General features: G+C 40.2%; 21 protein-coding genes. 14 read left to right on the plus strand and 7 right to left on the minus strand.

Going from position 1 to position 18,702, the window contains the following annotated elements; all coding sequences use genetic code 11:
* Nucleotides 1-62 precede the first annotated feature (62 nt).
* A complete protein-coding gene (locus V7K69_RS25875; protein WP_323231979.1) occupies nucleotides 63-398 on the minus strand; it encodes a XisI protein in 336 nt (111 codons plus the stop codon).
* Entirely contained in the window at nucleotides 386-802 is a 417-nt protein-coding gene (locus V7K69_RS25880; protein ID WP_335039702.1) for a XisH family protein, read from the minus strand. Before V7K69_RS25880 ends, V7K69_RS25875 begins: the two co-directional genes overlap by 13 nt.
* 337 nt (nucleotides 803-1,139) lie before the next feature.
* Here V7K69_RS25880 and V7K69_RS25885 point away from each other — a divergent pair, with 337 nt between their 5' ends.
* Genes V7K69_RS25885 through V7K69_RS25895 form a run of 3 tightly spaced genes read left to right on the plus strand, consistent with a single transcriptional unit; the run spans nucleotide 1,140 to nucleotide 1,669 of the window.
* Nucleotides 1,140-1,280 carry a hypothetical protein gene (locus V7K69_RS25885; RefSeq protein WP_335039704.1) on the plus strand — a complete coding sequence of 47 codons (141 nt, stop codon included), beginning with the start codon at nucleotides 1,140-1,142 and terminating at the stop codon, nucleotides 1,278-1,280.
* On the plus strand, nucleotides 1,268-1,429 hold the full coding sequence (locus V7K69_RS25890) for a hypothetical protein (protein ID WP_335039706.1): 162 nt from the start codon (nucleotides 1,268-1,270) through the stop codon (nucleotides 1,427-1,429). The genes V7K69_RS25885 and V7K69_RS25890 overlap by 13 nt, the downstream gene beginning before the upstream one ends.
* Before the next feature lie 21 nt (nucleotides 1,430-1,450).
* Entirely contained in the window at nucleotides 1,451-1,669 is a 219-nt protein-coding gene (locus tag V7K69_RS25895; RefSeq protein ID WP_335039708.1) for a PIN domain-containing protein, read from the plus strand.
* A 178-nt stretch (nucleotides 1,670-1,847) separates the two neighbouring features.
* Here the strand turns inward: V7K69_RS25895 and V7K69_RS25900 are convergent, their stop codons facing one another.
* The 4 genes from V7K69_RS25900 to V7K69_RS25915 are packed head-to-tail and all read right to left on the minus strand — an operon-like array spanning nucleotide 1,848 to nucleotide 6,501.
* Nucleotides 1,848-2,495 carry an FHA domain-containing protein gene (locus V7K69_RS25900; RefSeq protein ID WP_335039710.1) on the minus strand — a complete coding sequence of 216 codons (648 nt, stop codon included), beginning with the start codon at nucleotides 2,493-2,495 and terminating at the stop codon, nucleotides 1,848-1,850.
* The gene (locus tag V7K69_RS25905; RefSeq protein WP_335039712.1) at nucleotides 2,467-4,605 is read right to left on the minus strand and encodes a substrate-binding domain-containing protein; all 2,139 of its coding nucleotides are present in this window, start codon (nucleotides 4,603-4,605) and stop codon (nucleotides 2,467-2,469) included. The genes V7K69_RS25900 and V7K69_RS25905 overlap by 29 nt, the downstream gene beginning before the upstream one ends.
* Nucleotides 4,606-4,648: 43 nt before the next feature.
* Complete coding sequence (locus V7K69_RS25910; RefSeq protein WP_335039714.1) at nucleotides 4,649-5,329, minus strand: response regulator transcription factor; 681 nt, start codon at nucleotides 5,327-5,329, stop codon at nucleotides 4,649-4,651.
* A 50-nt stretch (nucleotides 5,330-5,379) separates the two neighbouring features.
* Nucleotides 5,380-6,501 (minus strand): sensor histidine kinase, encoded by a 1,122-nt coding sequence (locus tag V7K69_RS25915; protein ID WP_335039716.1) that lies wholly within the window; start codon nucleotides 6,499-6,501, stop codon nucleotides 5,380-5,382.
* A gap of 534 nt (nucleotides 6,502-7,035) precedes the next feature.
* On the opposite strand from V7K69_RS25915, the gene V7K69_RS25920 reads away from it, so the two are divergent.
* The 5 genes from V7K69_RS25920 (at nucleotide 7,036) to V7K69_RS25940 (ending at nucleotide 11,019) form a co-directional block, all read left to right on the plus strand.
* Nucleotides 7,036-7,875 carry a Pvc16 family protein gene (locus V7K69_RS25920; protein ID WP_335039719.1) on the plus strand — a complete coding sequence of 280 codons (840 nt, stop codon included), beginning with the start codon at nucleotides 7,036-7,038 and terminating at the stop codon, nucleotides 7,873-7,875.
* Between the two features lie 30 nt (nucleotides 7,876-7,905).
* On the plus strand, nucleotides 7,906-9,567 hold the full coding sequence (locus V7K69_RS25925; RefSeq protein ID WP_335039721.1) for a phage tail sheath family protein: 1,662 nt from the start codon (nucleotides 7,906-7,908) through the stop codon (nucleotides 9,565-9,567).
* 120 nt (nucleotides 9,568-9,687) lie between these two features.
* Nucleotides 9,688-10,143: a phage tail protein gene (locus V7K69_RS25930; protein ID WP_094331970.1), complete on the plus strand. Its 456-nt coding sequence runs from the start codon at nucleotides 9,688-9,690 to the stop codon at nucleotides 10,141-10,143.
* Between the two features lie 22 nt (nucleotides 10,144-10,165).
* Entirely contained in the window at nucleotides 10,166-10,660 is a 495-nt protein-coding gene (locus V7K69_RS25935; protein ID WP_190935336.1) for a phage tail protein, read from the plus strand.
* A gap of 11 nt (nucleotides 10,661-10,671) precedes the next feature.
* A complete protein-coding gene (locus tag V7K69_RS25940; protein ID WP_335039724.1) occupies nucleotides 10,672-11,019 on the plus strand; it encodes a hypothetical protein in 348 nt (115 codons plus the stop codon).
* 148 nt (nucleotides 11,020-11,167) lie between these two features.
* Here the strand turns inward: V7K69_RS25940 and V7K69_RS25945 are convergent, their stop codons facing one another.
* Entirely contained in the window at nucleotides 11,168-11,410 is a 243-nt protein-coding gene (locus V7K69_RS25945; RefSeq protein WP_335039727.1) for a hypothetical protein, read from the minus strand.
* A gap of 110 nt (nucleotides 11,411-11,520) precedes the next feature.
* Here V7K69_RS25945 and V7K69_RS25950 point away from each other — a divergent pair, with 110 nt between their 5' ends.
* From V7K69_RS25950 to V7K69_RS25975, 6 genes are all read left to right on the plus strand, one after another.
* Nucleotides 11,521-11,904 carry a phage tail assembly protein gene (locus V7K69_RS25950; protein ID WP_335039729.1) on the plus strand — a complete coding sequence of 128 codons (384 nt, stop codon included), beginning with the start codon at nucleotides 11,521-11,523 and terminating at the stop codon, nucleotides 11,902-11,904.
* Entirely contained in the window at nucleotides 11,868-12,050 is a 183-nt protein-coding gene (locus V7K69_RS25955; RefSeq protein WP_083782463.1) for a DUF6760 family protein, read from the plus strand. The genes V7K69_RS25950 and V7K69_RS25955 overlap by 37 nt, the downstream gene beginning before the upstream one ends.
* Nucleotides 12,047-14,032: an FHA domain-containing protein gene (locus tag V7K69_RS25960; protein WP_335039731.1), complete on the plus strand. Its 1,986-nt coding sequence runs from the start codon at nucleotides 12,047-12,049 to the stop codon at nucleotides 14,030-14,032. The genes V7K69_RS25955 and V7K69_RS25960 overlap by 4 nt, the downstream gene beginning before the upstream one ends.
* A gap of 158 nt (nucleotides 14,033-14,190) precedes the next feature.
* The gene (locus tag V7K69_RS25965; RefSeq protein WP_335039733.1) at nucleotides 14,191-16,371 is read left to right on the plus strand and encodes a CHASE2 domain-containing serine/threonine-protein kinase; all 2,181 of its coding nucleotides are present in this window, start codon (nucleotides 14,191-14,193) and stop codon (nucleotides 16,369-16,371) included.
* Nucleotides 16,372-16,985: 614 nt separating this feature from the next.
* Nucleotides 16,986-17,204, plus strand: coding sequence for a hypothetical protein (locus V7K69_RS25970; RefSeq protein ID WP_335039735.1), 219 nt, complete (start codon nucleotides 16,986-16,988; stop codon nucleotides 17,202-17,204).
* A gap of 371 nt (nucleotides 17,205-17,575) precedes the next feature.
* Nucleotides 17,576-18,304 carry a hypothetical protein gene (locus V7K69_RS25975; RefSeq protein WP_335039737.1) on the plus strand — a complete coding sequence of 243 codons (729 nt, stop codon included), beginning with the start codon at nucleotides 17,576-17,578 and terminating at the stop codon, nucleotides 18,302-18,304.
* Nucleotides 18,305-18,702 lie beyond the last annotated feature (398 nt).

Consider the following 18,702-nt stretch of genomic DNA (forward strand, 5'->3'; position numbering starts at 1 on the left):
AGATAAATTAAGTGTGATCGCCTGATCTTGTAGGGTGCGGTAGTGCGATCGCGATGTTCTTGTTAAAAAACTCCATAGCCCGTATATTCACGCATTTCAGGAGATTGAAATCCAAGAACAATATCATCTTTTGGAACCCCTAGTTCTACAAGTTCTTGAGCCACTCTCATTTCCGTCATATTCTGCTCAATCGAAATTTTTCCCTGTTTAATATCCAAATGTAAAACACAACCATAGACTCGCCGATGACCATCCCATCCCACATTCATAACCATATAATGGTCTTGTTTTGTATCAAAAACAGTGTAACAATCAATCTGACCATTGGCTATTGGGATAGCAGCATAAGCCGTCAACAATGACTGAATGATATGGCGATAAGACTCTAGGGTATCCATTGTACAATTACCTCTTGAATTGGGTCATAAATAATTTGTTTAATCTCATATCTCTCTACAGATATTTGGGCAAATTCCCGTTTGAAAAAAGCTTCATAAACACCTATTGGCACTGCCAAATAGAGAATGCGAGTTGGATCGCTGATTTCTAACGCAAGCCGATAATTCAAAAACTGTCCTAACGCAGCATGATAATCTGTTAGTGGTGAATCACTCAGGAACGTTTTAATCTCAACTGCAATTTTTTGTTCACCTCGCTCTGCTGCTAACAGTTGCTCTGCACCTAAATCTATTTCAAACTTAGTTCCGCCAACTTCCAGTCGCAGAGGATCATCGGTTATCTTCCACTGCTCCTTTTCTAAAGCAATTCTAACCACAGCATGAAATTTATCTTTAGCTGCCATCGTTAACTTTTTCTGATTTACTTAACATTTTAATGCGTAGGCGCAGCCCGCCGCAGGCATCGCCAATCTTATCGGTTGAGTTGAGTGTGATCGCCTAATACTATAAGATAGGTTTCCCGAAAATTTAGACTTGAGGTGAATTGTATTAGAAGTTCGATGCCTGCTTGGGCTATGCCATCGCGTTCTTGTCGCTTGGGTTGAGGAACGACCTAACAAATCACCGTTATAATATTGCAAAGATTGATCAATCACTCAACCTATGCAATACGAAGCCCTTTATGAAAATGGTCAAATAACGTGGTTAACCGAAAAACCCCCTCTTAAGTCCGCTCGAATTATGATCTCAATTCTAGAAGAGATCCCACCCCACCCCCAAAAACGCCGTCAACCTTCACCCTTGATTGCAGGTAAGGGAAAAACATTAGGAGACTTGGTAAATCCACTTGTTAATGACCAAGATTGGGAATGTCTGAAATAATTATCCTAGATACTCATATCTGGATTTGGTATATTAATCGAGAATTAGATCAATTTCCAACTTCATGGTTAGAAATAATAGAAACAGCCAATCAGGTGGGGATTTCGCCAGTATCCTGTTATGAAGTGGCTTTAGCCCAACAAAGATGACGTTTATTATTACCAAGTCCGGTGAATCAATGGTTTCAGGAAGCCTTATCACCTTCGGGAATCTCTCTTTTCCCGTTGACTCCAGCGATCGCGTCAAGTGCTGTTAATTTATCACCCATTCATCGAGATCCTTTTGACAGAATTATTATCGCCACAGCCATTGAATATCAAGCGAAATTAGCCAGCATTGATGGGTTTTTCCGTCAATATCCAGAATTAGCAACTTTGTTAATGGTTTAGAATGCGTAGTGCGATCGCCCCATCTTCCAAATTCTTGTGGCGTGCATTAACCAATTGCAGTATCAAACTCAGGTTAATTTATGGTGACTCTTGCCAAAATCGAAGGGTAGTTGATCGATCAACTACCCCATAAAATTTGACAGCTTTTTACAAGCTAGTGCATTAGCGAGCAGTTTTACTACACAATATATATCGTGAAATTAACTAGATTATCCTGACCGAATCGCAATGAATCACCATTAAGCAGGCGATATTGCATACCAGGAGTGAGAGGATTGTTGTTTAAATAAATACCATTTGTACTCATATCAACAATCATGTATGCGTTTTGCGACCAGTCCCAATCGACTCGCGCATGACGACGAGAGACTATTCCCTCACTGGGAATGCCGGTCAAATCAATTTCTGGCGGCGCTATTCCTGGACTTTGACTGCGGCGACCAATATAACCTCCTTCCCCAACGAGGTGAAATTCTCTGCCAGTAGTATGAATTAGCTTTAAAGCTGGCGCTCTTTGAGGCGGAGGAACATAAGCAGGCGGTGTTGGTTGATAAGAAACTCGTGGCTGATAGACTGTTGAATAATCAACGGGAGGTTGTTGGGGAGCTTGGTAGTTAGGTTGCTCTGTAGGCGGCCGTTGATACTGAACAGGTGGTGGTTGACTAGGTTGTTGCTGAATAGGCGGTGGTTGACTAGGGGGTTGTTGTGGTGTCGGGGAAACTACATTACCCACAGGAGTGGAACACCAGGGACAAACCTTAGCATTGTTAGGCAGGGCGCGGTTAAAATATTCGCAACTAGGATTGGGGCACCGATTTGCAGGCATAGGAATTTATATCATCAGGCATAGGTTGTAAAGCTACGAGACCTACTTTACTAAGTAAACACTGACCCTGACGAGTGGTTAGCATCTGAGCAAATGTAGAACCACCAGGCAGGCGACTGGTGTCTTTAGGGTACACTACAAAAAGAGGGTATCCCAAGGGGTAGCTTTGGAATGTTGTGACATCAACATAATAATCATCATGTTGACACAAGTCATCTGAGGGATTAATTGAGCGGCGATCGCGCCGTTGAAACAGAGGTTGAATCGCTGATTTTTTGCCATCTGCGATCGCTAGGGGATACCCAGTACACTGACTCGAAGTTTTACCGATAATACCAAAACTTATGATACCAGTATTTCGCCCCTCTAAAGTCTCGCTACGTATCTGATTTTGGGTTTTTGTTGTATCCAGCTTAGTAACATTTGCTGCAAATAAAGCTTCGTCTTGAGGAACGTTTTTGAGAACTATTTCTTGAAATTTACTAATTGCTTCCGGTTCTGTTGGGGCAAAAGGTTTCACAGATAGATTTGGAAGTTTAGGGCTAATTTGTTGCCAATTGGTAATTTTACCTGTGTAAATTTGACGCAATTGCTCAAGACTTATTTGCCCTCCAAGAGCATTAGCAAGATTTGAGTCTCTCTTATTAAATGCTACAAAAACAATTAATCCATCATAAGCAACTTGTTTTTTAGAAAGTTTATCTGTGATGTTCTCTACTAAACTAGTAATTGCAAAATCTTTTTTGTTTGTTTCAACTTCTTCGATACCTTTAATCGGATTCTTTACATTTGCTGACAAAACAGGCTCATAGTTAAATGTTGCTGTCGCATCTGGCTTTGGTCTGGTCAATAACTCTCCTAAACGACTATTTTCTACTGATTGCGTTAAAACATAGCTCCACGTACTGTCCTTTTCTCCTGTGTAAGTAAATTGCCCGGCAGGAACATTGGGGACTTCGGAGAAATTTCGCACAAGTCTAGACCATAATATATATTGATTAGGACTATCTGTTTTCCTGCCCAAAAGCCAATACAAAATTCCTCCGCCTAGTAGTAATAAAGCCATAATTCCTATCAGAATTAAAGGCATTGGTAAACGCTTTTCTATTACTTGAGAACCTGGGGATGGCACTGAACTTTTACCACGATCTTCTTTAGGAAGTTGCAGCAGTGCCTGACGAGCCGTTTCTGCATTCTCGAAAGGAGTTTCTAGACCAATGAGGCGATAAATAAACTGCTTTAAATGGCTATCGGTATCCGGCCATTGTTGATTATCTCTAGGGTCTAGAGGCTGGTTGGATAAAAAATTAGTTGTTCGTCCTGCCCATAGATAAAAGGCTAGCAATCCTAATGATTCTAAATCTTGCTCAGGTCTGGCGGGCGCGGGTTGAGGAATAATAGGTGGAATAAATAAGTTTTCCCAGGTCGCTAAATCACAAAAGTATATAGAGAATTTTTGATTATTTTCTAGTTTAATTAAAGTACTATCTAAACTTATATTGCCGTGAGTTATACCCAGTTGTACTTGATTTGAGGGAAAACGCAGCTTTTGGGTGTGGAGAAACTGGAGAGTTTGTAAACCTTGATTTAATACTTCCCGCACATCAATAGATGTCATCGCTCCCTTTTCTATGAGATATTTCCCTAAAGTTTGGGATGATTCGATTCCTTGAGTGATTAGATAGCAGCGTTCTCCTTTTTCATCTGCGATCGCTTCTTTAGTTTCTACAAGACGAAAATTTTGAATTCGACTATCGGCTAAACTTACCCCACCCACCCGTTTGAAAGTCTCTTTGCGTTTCAGAGTCTCGCTTTCATTAAAACAACGATTGGGTAGTAGGTATTCTTTGATAATGACAGGTTGTTTGTCCTTGAGTTGAACACCTGAGTATAAGCGGCCTAAACCCCGTACACCAATAAAACTAGCTATTTGATAAGTTCCCTGACTTCCTTTAATCTCAGCCTCCTGTGGTAAAGTTGCTGGAAAACCACATTCCAAGCAAAACTTAGCCCCCTTGATTTGCTGCGCGGTTTGGAAAGGGCGATCGCAACTTAAGGGAGAATTATACGAGCAGGGGTATTCTTGATAAAAAGATTCAAATGAAGGCATAAGCAAAAAGTTTCGTGAATTGCGCCGATTACTTTCGTCGCGCTCAAGCGTGAACTAATCCTAACTTGAGGGCAGCTACAATAGCTTGAGTCCGACTAGTAACCTTCAATTTTTCAAAAATACTGGTGAGATGCGCCTTAACAGTAGCAACTGTTACATATAAATGTTTAGCGATTTCTTCATTAGAAGCACCTTGAGTTAACCAGTATAAAACTTCTTGCTCTCTTTCGGTTAAATGCACCTCATGACACGCTTTCAGGCAAGAGTCTGAATAAGCTTGAAAAAACCGGAAAAATCGACTAGCAACTTCTGAAGGTAGATAAATTTCCGATCTTGTAACAGTGTCAATAGCCTCACACAATTGTGTTGCCACACGATTTTTAAACACATAACCGGCGGCTCCCGCCTGCATTGCTCTAAAAATCCAGTCGTCTTCTTGATGAGCCGACAACACTAAAACTTTGCCAGTGTAAGTAGTTTCCTTAAGACGTGCCAGAACTGTAATCCCATCACATCCTTTCAATTGCATATCTAGCAAAATTAAATCTGGACACTTCTGGGCTGTAAACTTTAAAACCTGCTCCACAGAATCTGCATCACCTATAACTTCTACAGGTAATGCAGAATTAATACTATAAAAATTCAGGAGAGTACGTAATCCTTGGCGGAAGCGTTCTTCATCATCTACCAGCAAAACCGAAAGTTTCTTACTATCATTACCCATCTTTTTAATTACGAATTACGAATTACGAATTACGAATTACGAATTACGAATTAATTCCCGCTCCTTGGTCGAGGCAAAATTACAGAAAATTGCGCTCCACTTTCTGATAAGCCTTGTGCCCAGATACTTCCTTGATGATCCAAAATAATTTTCTTAGCAATAGTTAAGCCTAGTCCTGTACCTCCTCTGCGCCGGGAATAAAATGGGGTAAATACTTTTTGTAAATCCTCTTGCGATAATCCTGGCCCTTGATCTGAAATTTTAATTAAAACTTCATCTTGAAAAACTTGCCAGCTACAGGTAATAGTTCCTGAGTTAGGACTGAAATGGACGGCATTACTGAGGATATTATCAAATACTTGTTTCATTTGTAATCTGTCTATCTTCAGTATTGTCGATGTATCTGGAATCAATATTTTAAGTTGTTTCTGATTAATTAGAGGTTGTAAATTTTTGATGCTTTCAACAACTAAACTTTTTAAATCTTGAAGTTTTACCCTCAGTTTTGCACTTTGTCCACAATCAATAAGCTCATTTAAATTAGTATCTAAATCTTGTATACTTTCGCCGATGATTGTTGCTTGCTCTTGCCAAGGACTATCCTCTAAACCTAAGCTTAAGTTATGTGCATACAATCCTATAAGTCCTAGAGAGTTACGCAATTGATGGCCTATTCGATGCAAGATATCTTCCAGAAGTTGAATTTCAGTTTTTTGTCTTCCATAGTCTAAATAAATATCTGCATACTTACTCAGCAGCATCGCAGAGCGTTTTACATATAATTGCAAGCTCTCTGACAGAGGTTTATGAGTAATGATTTGAATGTATTCAGGTTTTTGATTTCTATAGGCGAAAGGGCAAATATAAGAAATGGATGAAAAATCCTTCAGTTTAAATTCATGCAAAGTCAAAGCAGGCGGAAAATCCGTCAGCCATGCTTCAGAGCGCAAATAAGCTAAAGTTTTTTGGGAAAAAGGAGCTTGGTCTTGACCATAATTTATAACTTCCTGATGATTTTTCAGCAAGTAATCATGATATACAATCCGAGCGAAAAAAATTGGATATTGACTAGTTAACTGTTCAGACTCTAACTGACAATAGCTCTGAATATCTGAGGAATTCAAATAATTCGGGCTATTTTCCAGTTTTTGTACATAAAAGCCTAGTGTCATAGCTTCACTCGCTTTTTGCAACCAAATGTTTTTACTCTTCTGCTGACCAGTATAAAATTATGCAGTCTCAGTAATGTTTATTTTTTTATTAAGTTATCTTGTTAGATAACTAATACAAAGAATTATTAAGTTTATATTTATATATCTTATATTTTTTTAAGTATATATATGTACGTGGTGCAAATTATTTATTACAACGCATGATTTTTGTGGTGTGGTCATCTCGCCACTCCTATTAAGAACTACTCCAGACTAATCTACAAACTGAAGTTACTGCTTTTCGGATTTTTGAAAATCTAATATCTTCCAGCCCACTCAAATGGGGAGCAGAGGAGGCAGGGGGAGACGAGGAAGACAAGGGGGACAAGGGGAAATTATTGAACAAGTCTCTCTCTTGTCTCTTCTTTATGTTCAATGCCCAATGCCCAATTCCCAATGCCCAATCTAAAAATATCGACAAAAGTCTAATTAACTTTAGAAGGCTGATACATATACTGTAGAGGCATCTGGATTAGCTACCAGCAGAATACCTTCATGCTTATCTTCGTTCTTCAAACTTTAGCCGAAATTCTAGCTGGAGGAACCTCACTTACCAGTACAGAGCAAATTGACTTTAGCCATCCTGGTAATCGGAGGGAAGAGGGAGCAGGCCCGACTCTCAATTTATACATTTTTGATATACGTGAGAGTAAGCAGGTACAACATTCTGGCAGGCAAGTAGAGCGCAAGCTAACACGCGCTCTACAACCTGCTACTGTAAATTGGGCACCCGCTTGGTTTGATGTTTCGCTGCTATTAACAGCCTGGGATAGAACAGCTTTAGGTGAGCATCACTTTATTAGTGAGGCTTTGACTGTGCTGTTGCGCCATCGCACCTTGGAAGAGGAGTTTTTGGTTCCTGAATTACGGGGCTATGGTAATTTGAACATGACAGTTGCCCTAGAGCCGCCAATTGAGATTGGCTCTTTATGGAGCGCTCTCAATGTGCCATTGCGTTCAGCTTTATATTTGACAATTACAATACCCTTCGAGCCACAACCTACTCCAGTGCCTTTGGTTTGGGAGCGAATTTTCAATTTGCGAAATCAATTGTCTCGTGATAGCAACAGTCTAGTATTAACCAGGCGAGTTGCGATCGCAGGTATTGTCAAAAGTGCGGTGACAAATTTGCCGCTGGTAGCGACAGAAGTAGCTGTGAGGGGAACTGAAAAGTCCATATTAACCACTAAAGAAGGGCTGTTCTTTTTTGAAGACCTTCATTTAGGTAATTATGTTTTGACTCTGAATCATCGTGGCTATTTACCCCAAAACGTCAATGCCCTGGTAGATAACCAAAGTAATACTTTCAAAGAAATATTTCTAACTCCTGAATAATTAGATTTTTACTGACTTGGAGAGACTTTCATGGCTAGACTTGATTACTTTGCTCCTGGTGTCTATATCGAAGAAATTGACCGGGGTAGCCGACCAATTGAAGGTGTTAGCACAGCAGTTGCCGGATTTGTAGGCTTTACAGAAGATGTTCGTGGTGGGGCTGAGTTATACAAGCCCATGCTAGTAACCACTTGGACACAATTTTTAAACTACTTTGCGCGTCCCAACTCTGACGGCTTCACCGACTTCAACGCCTATTTACCCTTTTCAGTCTACGGCTACTTTATGAATGGTGGTGGTCGTTGCTGGGTAACAAGCATTGGGACTCAGTTACCAAACGCGCCCAGACCAACAACTCCAGAACCGGCTACCCTCAGAATCAACTCTAGAGGTAATCGTCCAGCCCTCCGCTTTACTTTGCGCCCTGAGCAAGCATCAGGCGGATTAGTAAATCTTGTAATTATTGATGGTTCACCCCGCGCCTTACCTGAAGGTACTGAAGGAGAAGCGCCTCCAAATACGGGAGAATATTTCACCATCCAAATTCGTCGGGGAGATGAACTTCTAGAGCAATACGAGAACTTGACAATGAACCGCGAGCCTAGTGGTCAAACAGCGACTTATGCGCTGGCGGCATTGAGAAATTCTATGTATGTGACTGTAGAAGATGTCACTCAAAGCGGACAGCCTTTAGCTCGTCGCCCTGTTAATGGTCAATATGAACTAGCGCCGCCCATTGTCGCCGCCCCACCCGATAGATTTTCGCAAAATTTAGAAGGCGTTCGAGACGATCGCACCGGGGTACGCGGTATCTTTGAAGTTGATGAAATCACAATGCTAGCCTGTCCTGATGTGATGCGGGCTTATCAAGAGCAGGTACTGAATTTAGATCAAGTTCACGGCATCATCGAACTGATGATTAGTATGTGCGAGGGTTCTGCCAGTGGCGATATTCCCAACCCGCCCAACCGCATGGTTGTACTTGATGCGCCACCGGATGCCGTCAAACCCCAGCAAGTAGTGGAATGGTTGAATAGATTTAACCGTCGTTCGATGTTTGCGGCCCTTTATTATCCTTGGATTAAAGTACCCAATCCACGCGATCGCGGTAATCCAATTTTAGTACCTCCTTGCGGTCATGTGATGGGCGTTTGGGCCCGCACCGACGAAACCAGAGGAGTTTACAAAGCGCCTGCAAATGAGGTTCCCAGAGGCGTAATTGGTTTGGGCTATGACACAAACTTCCGCGAACAAGAACTATTAAACCCACTGGGAATAAATTGCATTCGTAACTTCCCCAACCGAGGTATCCGCATTTGGGGCGCACGCACTTTAGTTGAGCCAGATAAAACAGAGTGGCGTTACATCAGTGTGCGTCGGTTAATTAGCTATATCGAAAAATCCCTAGAATTAGGGACTCAATGGGTAGTTTTTGAACCGAACGACCAAGATTTATGGGCACGTGTCACCCGCACCGTTAGTAATTTCTTAGAACGCATCTGGCGTGAAGGTGCTTTATTTGGTGCATCTCCAGCACAAGCATTTTATGTCAAGTGTGACGAAGAATTGAACCCACCAGAAACCAGAATTTTAGGACGTTTATATATTGAAGTCGGTGTTTGCCCAGTCAGACCGGCTGAATTTGTTGTTTTCCGCATCAGCCAATGGAACGGCATTGAAGATAGCGAATAGACCAAGAATTCTCCTCTTGTAGAGACGCGATTTATCGCGTCTTTCCCCATTCCCCATTCCCCATTCCCCATTCCCCATTCCCAATTCCCAAATTAACCACACACAAAGGAGTCTAAAAGTATGGCAGGCGAATTTTTAACCTCTTGTAAATTTTACTTCGAGGCTGACGGAATTACTGATAAATTCATCAAAGAAATTAGTGGCTTAGGCGTTGAGAATACACCAGCGCAAGAAGTCCACGGTTCATCTAAAGGCGCTAAACTAATGCGTCAAGCTACACCAACTGTTGTTAAATTTACCAACATTACAGTAAAAGTCATCGCCACTGATGATATAGACCTTTATAAATGGTATCAAGACTGTAACGAAGACATGGGAGACCCTCGAAAGTGGGCACAGAATCGTAAAACTGGTTCAGTGGTCGCTTATGACCAACAAGGCTCAGAAAAAGCACGCTGGAACATTGTCAATTGTTATCCCTGTAAATACACTGGGCCTACCTTAACAGCCTCTGGTGGCGATATGGCAAATGAAACAGTTGAATTGGTTCACGAAGGAATTAAACGAATCAAATAATTAGCATTTGCAGTAATTAACAGTGGTACAATCCGCAAGCCGAATTCCAGAAGTTCTCACAGCCCATCGGTTCTATTTAGAACTGACACTAGAAGGTCAAAACGATGCCAATTGTTTCTTTTTGGAGTGTCAAGGCTTCAAAAGAACCCAAGAGGTAATTGAAATTTGTGAAGTCACTTCTCAAACCTGGGGTAAAAAAGGGCAATCAAAAGGCCAGGTGGTGAGAACTAAGCTTCCTAGCAATCCTAAGAGTGGTAATCTCACTTTGCGTAGAGGTACTACCAACTCTATGGATTTTTGGAAGTGGTTTGAAAAAGTTGAAAAGGGTAATTGGTCTGAGCAACGTAGACTTGTTGCTTTGTCTATTTATAATCAGGCAAATCAAGAAATAGCTAGATTTGAATTAGCTGGTGCTTGGCCTGCAAGTTATAAAATTGCCGATGTTAACGCCCGCAGCCATGACATCGAAATTGAGGAAGTGGAGGTTGCTTTTGAGGAATTTAAACGTGTGAAGTAATTAGGAGAAGTATGTTTCCCACAGAGTTTGAATTTACATTGCCAAAGGGGTATCTAGACTCTGAAGGCAACCTCCACCGCAAAGGTGTAATGCGGTTATCAACGGCGATAGACGAGATTGCACCCTTGCGTGACCCACGTGTTAAAGCTAATCCCGTTTATGCCACAATTATTATCTTGTCACGAGTGATTATTCACCTGGGTGCTTTATCAGAAGTTACTCCTGCAATAGTAGAAAACTTTTTTGCCCAAGATTTAAATTACCTCCAAGATTTTTATCGTCGAATCAATGGCTTGGAAGGCGAAACTTCCATACCAGAAGATACAGTAAATTCTCCCGAAGTACTTCTTCATAATTGATTTGGGAATGGGGCATTGAGGAGTGCTGATACCAATTCTGTATAAAGATGCGCCAATTATATAAGGAACGAACCGCAAAGGGCGCAAAGGAAGAAAGAAAATTTGGCGCAGCCTCACAAAGAAATGGTATGAGTGCTGAGTGCTAAGGTTAAAGTTCCGAGTTCAAAGGCTCAACGTTCAAGCAAAAAGGTGCAACTTCCGAGTTCAAAGGTTCAACGTTCAAGCAAAAAGGTGCAACTTCTGAGTTCAAAGGCTCAACGTTCAAGTAAAAAGGCTCAATTTCCGAGTTCAAAGGTTCAACGTTCAAGTAAAAAGGCTCAATTTCCGAGTTCAAAGGTTCAACGTTCAAGCAAAAAGGTGCAACTTCCGAGTTCAAAGGTTCAACGTTCAAGCAAAAAGGCTCAATTTCCGAGTTTTAAGCTTGAAACAATAATATTTCCTCCTAACTCCTAACTCCTAACTCTTAACTCAGCACTCCCCAATGCCCAAATTAAATAACCTATGCGCCGTAAGAAAGATACTCTCTGCACAGAATTTGCTTTCACTCTTCCTAGAGGGTTGAGTGATAGTGAACACCGGATACATCGTCATGGGGTAATGCGTTTAGCCACCGCCAAAGATGAAATTTTGGTGCAACAAGAGCGCAAAGTTAAGGAAAATCCAGCTTACGGTGTTTTGGTGATGCTAGCACGGGTCATTACTCGCTTGGGCAGTCTTAACTCTGTTAGCCCTGATTTGCTCGAAGAACTTCTTTTACATGACATTGCCTATCTTCGAGAATTTTATAATCGAATCAATCAGCAAGGCGATGTACATATTCCGACACAATGCCCCCACTGTAATACTCAATTTTCAGTGGAGCTAGAACTAGCGGGGGAGTCGTAAGCTACCCCTCTGATACTTTATATGAGGAGGTAGCTTTTATTGCTTATCATTTCCACTGGTCACAAGATGATATTTTAAATTTAGAACATACTACCCGTCAGCGCTGGGTAGCAGAAATCAATAAAATTAACCAAAAATTAATATGAAAGTAAAAGTTAGCTACTCACCAAATCTAAGTGAAGTCAATGAAGTTGACCTGACCACAGAAACTCCAACGAGAGGAGAATGGTTAATAGGTCGTTCTCCTGATTCTGATTTAGTCTTAGACAGTCCTGATATTAGTCGGGTACATGCTAAGTTTTTTGTTAAAGCTGGAAATTACTACTTCTCTGACCTTGGCAGTAGAAATGGCTCAATATTTAATGGAAAACAAGCCGAAAAAGATCGACCATATTCTTTGAGTGATGGAGATGTTATTCGGATTGCAGATTATGTTTTGATTTTGGAAGCAGTTGCTCCCACTTATGAGCAACCAGAGACAGTCTTTAGAATTATAGACCCTTCACTGTTTTCTCGGCCGCGATCGCCTGAAAATGTCAGCGCAGCCAATGTTGCTAATCCAGCCCCAGAAGTAGTTAGCGAAGTTCCAGCGCCTATTACTCCCGAAGTAGAAACACCTTCTCCAGAAGTCAGCGAAACCCCCGAAGTTGTTGCTACTCAAACCGATGATGTCATTCCGGTTGTTGAGGTAATCCCCCCTGAAAACATTATTCAGTCACCAGAAGCAGTTAGCGAAGTTCCACACGATGTCCATGATGAAATTGTAGATTTGCAATCAGTTGCGCCAGAAGTCAGTGCAGATGTTGAAGAAGTAGAGATTCCAGAAATCAGCGAAAATGATGAGGAAGTTTCTTTTACTGTAGCTGATGATGCGATCGCAGCACCGGAAAATATCATCGAAACTTCTGAAGAGGAAATTACATTTCCAGAAGCCACTGACGATGAGGTTATAGACTTTCAAGCAGCACTGGCGACAGAATCTACTTTCGTGCAAAGGCGTGATATAGAAGCAACCTCCCCAGAAGATGCAGAGTTAGAGGCAGCACTAGAAGCAGAAGTCACCTTCGTACAGCCACGTGATATTTTCCACCAAGTTCCCGAAGCAACCTCTCCAGAAGATGCAGAGTTAGAGGCGGCGCTGGAAGCAGAAGTCACCTTCGTACAGCCGCGTGATATTTTCGGTGCAGTATCTAATGAAGAAAGTACCGTTCTGGAAGTTACTCATAATGAAAATCAAGTAGTAGATTTAGATATACCAGTCGCAGAAGAAGTCAGTTTAGAGTTTGGCGAATTTGTTAATGAAGTGACTGAAGAAGAGGAGATTCAGCCGCAAGAAACATTGAGCCAAGGTACACAAGATATCAATGATGAATTAGTAGATTTAGATATTTTATTTACGCCAGAAGACAGCACAAATATTGACCAAGTAGAACCTAGTTTTGCTGTTAATGAAACAGGAGGCGAAGTTTCTGAAGCATTGACTGAGCCTGATAATATCGTTGCAGAAGTCTCTAGCAATCAATACATTGATTTTAATAATACAACTACAGAAGAAGCCAGCGTAAATGTTGATGATGTTGTTCCAGTAAGTGAAGTTTCGGAATTAGCTGATATTCAATCTTGGGAAACAACAGAAAGTGAAGCTCCTGAGAGTATTAGTCAAACTATTGAAGAGGTTCCTGAAATAGAAGCGACTCAATTGGATGAAACTCCAGAAGAAATAAATGTAAGTGAGCCTCCGCAAGTGATTATTGAAAGAAACATCGTACTCATCGCTCACGAGAGCAAGAAATCAGAACTTGCTGAATTTGTTTCTCAACACCAGGAATTTTTCTCACAGAGCTTTACAATTACCTGGCCATCTGTTGGCGAAGTCTTACATCAAAAAGCAGGAATAACTATTAGTCAGCAAACCCCCGCACCAATTTCTGGAGGATATCAAACAATTGCTTCATTAGTTGGAGCAGGAGAAATTTTAGCAGTTATTTTCCTGAGAGATTTACTGCAACCTCAGCCTGGACAAGCAAATGAAGAAGCACTGCTTAGATTATGCACTATTAATCAAGTTTTACTGGCAACTAATTTGCCAACAGCAGAAGCGATTGTGCATTATCTTAAACATATATAGCCCTACTTAATCATTTGTAAGTAAAAAGATCCCTGACTTTTTTAAGAAGTCGGGGATCTGCATATTTAGAGAAAAGTTCCTAATTGCATAGAATAATTTCAATGATGAAAATTAGGATAAAAAATATGTATATTTTAAAATAAAACTTATCTAGAGAAATGCTCACAAACTTAAAAACTTTATTTAGACAGCCAGTTATTCTTTCAAGTGCGATCGCTACAATTTTACTACTAGGCATTCAAAAACTTGGGGTTTTCGAGCCTCTAGAAATGAAGGTCTATGACCAAATGATGCAATTACGTGGCGACCCAGGCCCAGACTCTCGTCTATTGATTGTTGCTTTAACTGAAAAAGATATTCAAAAATGGAATTGGCCCCTATCTGGCGAACTTCTAGACCGACTATTGGGCAAACTTGAAGCTTATGAACCGCGAGCCATTGGTCTAGATATTTTCCGTGACTTACCTGTACAACCAGGTCATGAAAAACTACTGCAACGCCTACAACAGAGCGATATCATCATTCCTATCTGTAAACATTCTGGTTCTAACAATCCGGGAATACCAGCCCCAAAGGGGATTGAAGCAGAGCGAGTAGGATTTAATGATGTCGTAGAAGATACTGACGCGACAATTCGTCGCAACCTATTATTGGTAAGTGCAGAAGAGTCCGATTCCTGTCAAAGCACTTATTCTTTTAGCTTACAACTAGCACTTAAATACTTAGAAGTTGGAGGCATCCAACTAAAATTTACCCCCAAAAAAGAACTACAACTACGAGATACTGTATTTAAACCCCTACAAAGCGACGCTGGCGGTTATCAGAAAGCAGATACAAATGGCTACCAAATTTTACTTAACTATCATTCTGGTCATAAGATTGCCCAGCAAGTAACTATTACAGAAATACTTGAAAATCAAGTTAAACCAGATTTGGTGAAAGACCGCATCGTATTAATTGGTTCAACAGCCAATAGTTTAAATGATATTTTTAACACGCCATTTGCTACTGGTAAGTCAGATAATTCCGGCAAAATGGCAGGAATTGAAATTCATGCCCACAGCGTTAGTCAAATTCTCAGCGCTGTTCTTAACAAACAGCCATTATTTTGGTTTCTACCTGAATGGGGTAAAGTCTTGTGGATATGGGGATGGACTGTAGTTGGTGGGTTGCTGGTATCGCGGATTCAACATCCACTAGGCTTAGGACTAGCAGGAGCAACAGCCCTTGCAGTCTTATTTGGAGGCAATTTTGTCATTTTTACTCAAGCTGGATGGTTCCCGGTAATACCTCCAGCGTTGGGGTTAGTATTTACCGCCGGGAGTGTTCTTGCTTATAGTGCTTATAAAACGAAACAAGAGCAACAAGAAATTACCCAACGGGTTCAAGAACACCAACAATTAATTGTGGAATTGCAAGGTCTTTTACGGCAGCGCGGCGATGCCTTAAATGAAGCACCAACTGTAATTGCTGATTCCATTGGGCAAGAAATTTCACTAGGAATTCTACTAAACAACCGCTACAAAATTACTCAAGGCTTGGGTTCTGGAGGATTTAGTAATACTTATTTGGCTGATGATATCCAGCGTCCTGGGAATCCGCAGTGTGTGGTTAAACAGTTGCGTCCCCCCCGCCAAGATGCAGAATATTTAAATGTCGTCAGACGATTATTTGACGCTGAAGCACAAATTTTAGAAACCTTGGGTAAGCATCCACAAATCCCTCAACTGCTAGCTTTTTTTGAAGAAAATCGGCAATTTTCTCTAGTGCAAGAATTTGTTCGAGGGCACGCTATGGACAAAGAAGTAACCTCTGGAAAGCGACTAAAACAAGCTGAAGTTGTGGAAATGCTCAAAGAAGTTTTACACGTACTTGTTTTTGTTCACAGCTATGGTGTAATCCATCGAGATATCAAACCTAGTAACTTGATTAGACGAGAATCAGATCAACACATTGTTTTAATTGACTTTGGCGCTGTTAAGCAAATTCATCCTCAGCAGCAAGAAGCTCAGACTATTTCAATTGGTACGCCTGGTTATGCACCTTCTGAGCAAATGAGCGGTTTGCCAAAACTCAACAGCGATATTTATGCGTTGGGAATTATGGGAATTCAAGGTTTAACTGGGGTAGATCCTAGAGATTTTCGCAGAGATGTAAATACTGGTGAAATAATTATTCAAGGTGGCGCTGATGGCAATCAACAGACTTGGCAACATTGGCGTGAACTAACTGACGCTACAAACGAGTTAGTTATTATTTTAAATAGAATGGCGCATTTCGATTTTACTCAACGATATCAGTCAGCAGCAGAGGTTCTCAAAGCTCTCGAAAGTCTTTAGTAATATGTTATGTAGCGTTTTTTAACCAACTTAGGTAGACCCAAATCTTTTTTACCAAGCTTAGTAACTTTGAAAACATACCACACTAATCTAAGAACCACTATATTGTTTATTAACATCTGCCTACAAGTTACTGACAAGCGCTGCATAAATCTTGAGATTATCTCAGTTAAATATATATCTGTTCAAGTTTATCCTGAACTTTGCTCCCGATATATTAACAAACACAGCATCAGCGATGAAACTCTTTCCTTCGCTTAATTTTGTACATATTGTTAGTTCTAGTGTCTTACCTAGAATCGCTCGGACTCAAATAGGCACTCATAATAAGATTTGCACACCAATCAACTCTCATACTTTACGCAGCCATTCCACAAATATCAATTACCTTAAATCCTTTGATACTGCTGTTATTGCTTATCAGATGATGGGTCTTAATGAACCGTAGTATGGGTTCAATGTTTCAGTTCTTGCACTCGATTAGCTCACCCGAATGGGTGAGAAATAAATCAACCGATCAGGTGATCTGAGTGCAGGAAGTTAAGACTGATAAAAAATAAGACTCTATTACCTAAGAAAACTAATTACACTTTACTCTAACTAAATAGAATCTTATGAAACTTTCCATCTTGATAGATTCTGTACTCATTGTTACTTCGATTGCTTTATTACCTGGAATGGGTGGCGCTCAAATAGTTACTCACAATAGTGGCAAACCTATAGCTGTCAACTCTCACAATTTACCCACTCATTCTCCAAACGTCAGCTACCCCATACCTTTTGATGTTGCATTTCTAGCTCATCAAGGAGGAAAAGCTTCTGTTTCCCCTTAATCATCATCCCATTACCAAAAATTACTTTAACCCTTCCAACCTTGGAGGGGTTTTTAGTTGATGCTTGCTTTTAGTGTCGTCCCCTTTCCCCAATGCAGCTTTTCATATTTCTCCAAGAGAAAAGCGCGATCGCACCATGTAGAGTACGTTTATTCCTATAATGCTTGTATAGCAATACTTTCGGCTATGTCACAAACCCTCAGATTACCCTGCTCCTAATGTAGTGCAGCCTCTCACACTTCAGAAAAAAGGGGCGGGTAATAAATTATTTACTGTTCTATCAAATTAACGTTGTTAAGTTACTCAGCAGGTGTAGTTCTCACCTCCAAGCTGTGTTAAATATTGTGACGCGAAACAGGAGTATAGATACGTTGCTAAAGCTTTCTCCAGAATCTCCTCTCTTTTTTGTCTTAATTATTATTAGCTTTTTAATAGTAACTTTGTCAACTTGGTTATTATCTAAACCATTTATTTTAAAACCTTTTGGGTTGAATGATATTATCCAAATACTCACATTACAGTTATTTATCTCTTTATTACTAGAGCGTTCTTTAGAAGTTTTTATAACTACTTGGCGTGGCCCATTCGTTGAACAATTAGATATTAGTATTCAACAAGAAAAGGCTCTTATATCCGAAAAAATAAGACTTATGGAAGTCCAACAAAAACAATTTCCCTCTTTGGAATCAAATCAAACCATTGGGCTACCACCTGAAGGAATGAGTTTAGAACAGCAAATTATCCAGAATTTTACGCAAAACCAACAGGAATCATTAAAAATATTCAAGCCACAAATGGATAATTTAAATGAAAAAGAGCGCCAAAAGACAGCTTATAAATCTGATACACGAGTAATTGCTCTATGGACATCCCTTTTATTTGGTCTTTTAATGAGCGCAATAGGTATTCGCTCAATTGAGCCACTTGTAGTTCTTGATTTCGATAATCCAATTCAAGTAATTATTTTTCGTTGTTTAGATGCCTTACTAACAGGAGGTTTAATTGCAGGAGGTAGCGAGGGAATTCATAAGCTCATAAAAGTTTTTATTGACTTCATGGAAGCTACATCTAAACAAATAAAAAATCAAGGATTATCTTGATCCAAGGAAGTATTTTACTTTTCATAATGCCGGATAATCTGGTAATTACTATAATAATTAAATAGACATCACGCTGGACACTATAACCGACTAAATTCCAAAGCAAATTACTCTTTTACAAGTATTGGCAAATCTCTGGAATAATGAGTTGCCATCTTGTTGTCGTCAACAATTCATTTGTTAACTTTAATGTAGCTATTTATAACTAGATTGCTTTCTGCCTGTACGCACAAATAGGTACTAATATATTCGTGCCGACAAATCCACCCTGAGAGGGTGATAGAAAAAATAATTATAAATAAATGTAAAGCTCTAGTAATCAAACTCTAGTTTTAGGAAAATCAATTATTTTGATTAGGCAGTTAAAATTCAGAGCATGGCAGCCAATAATTAACTAA

It is taken from the genome of Nostoc sp. (genome assembly GCF_036917775.1).
Lineage (GTDB): Bacteria > Cyanobacteriota > Cyanobacteriia > Cyanobacteriales > Nostocaceae > Nostoc.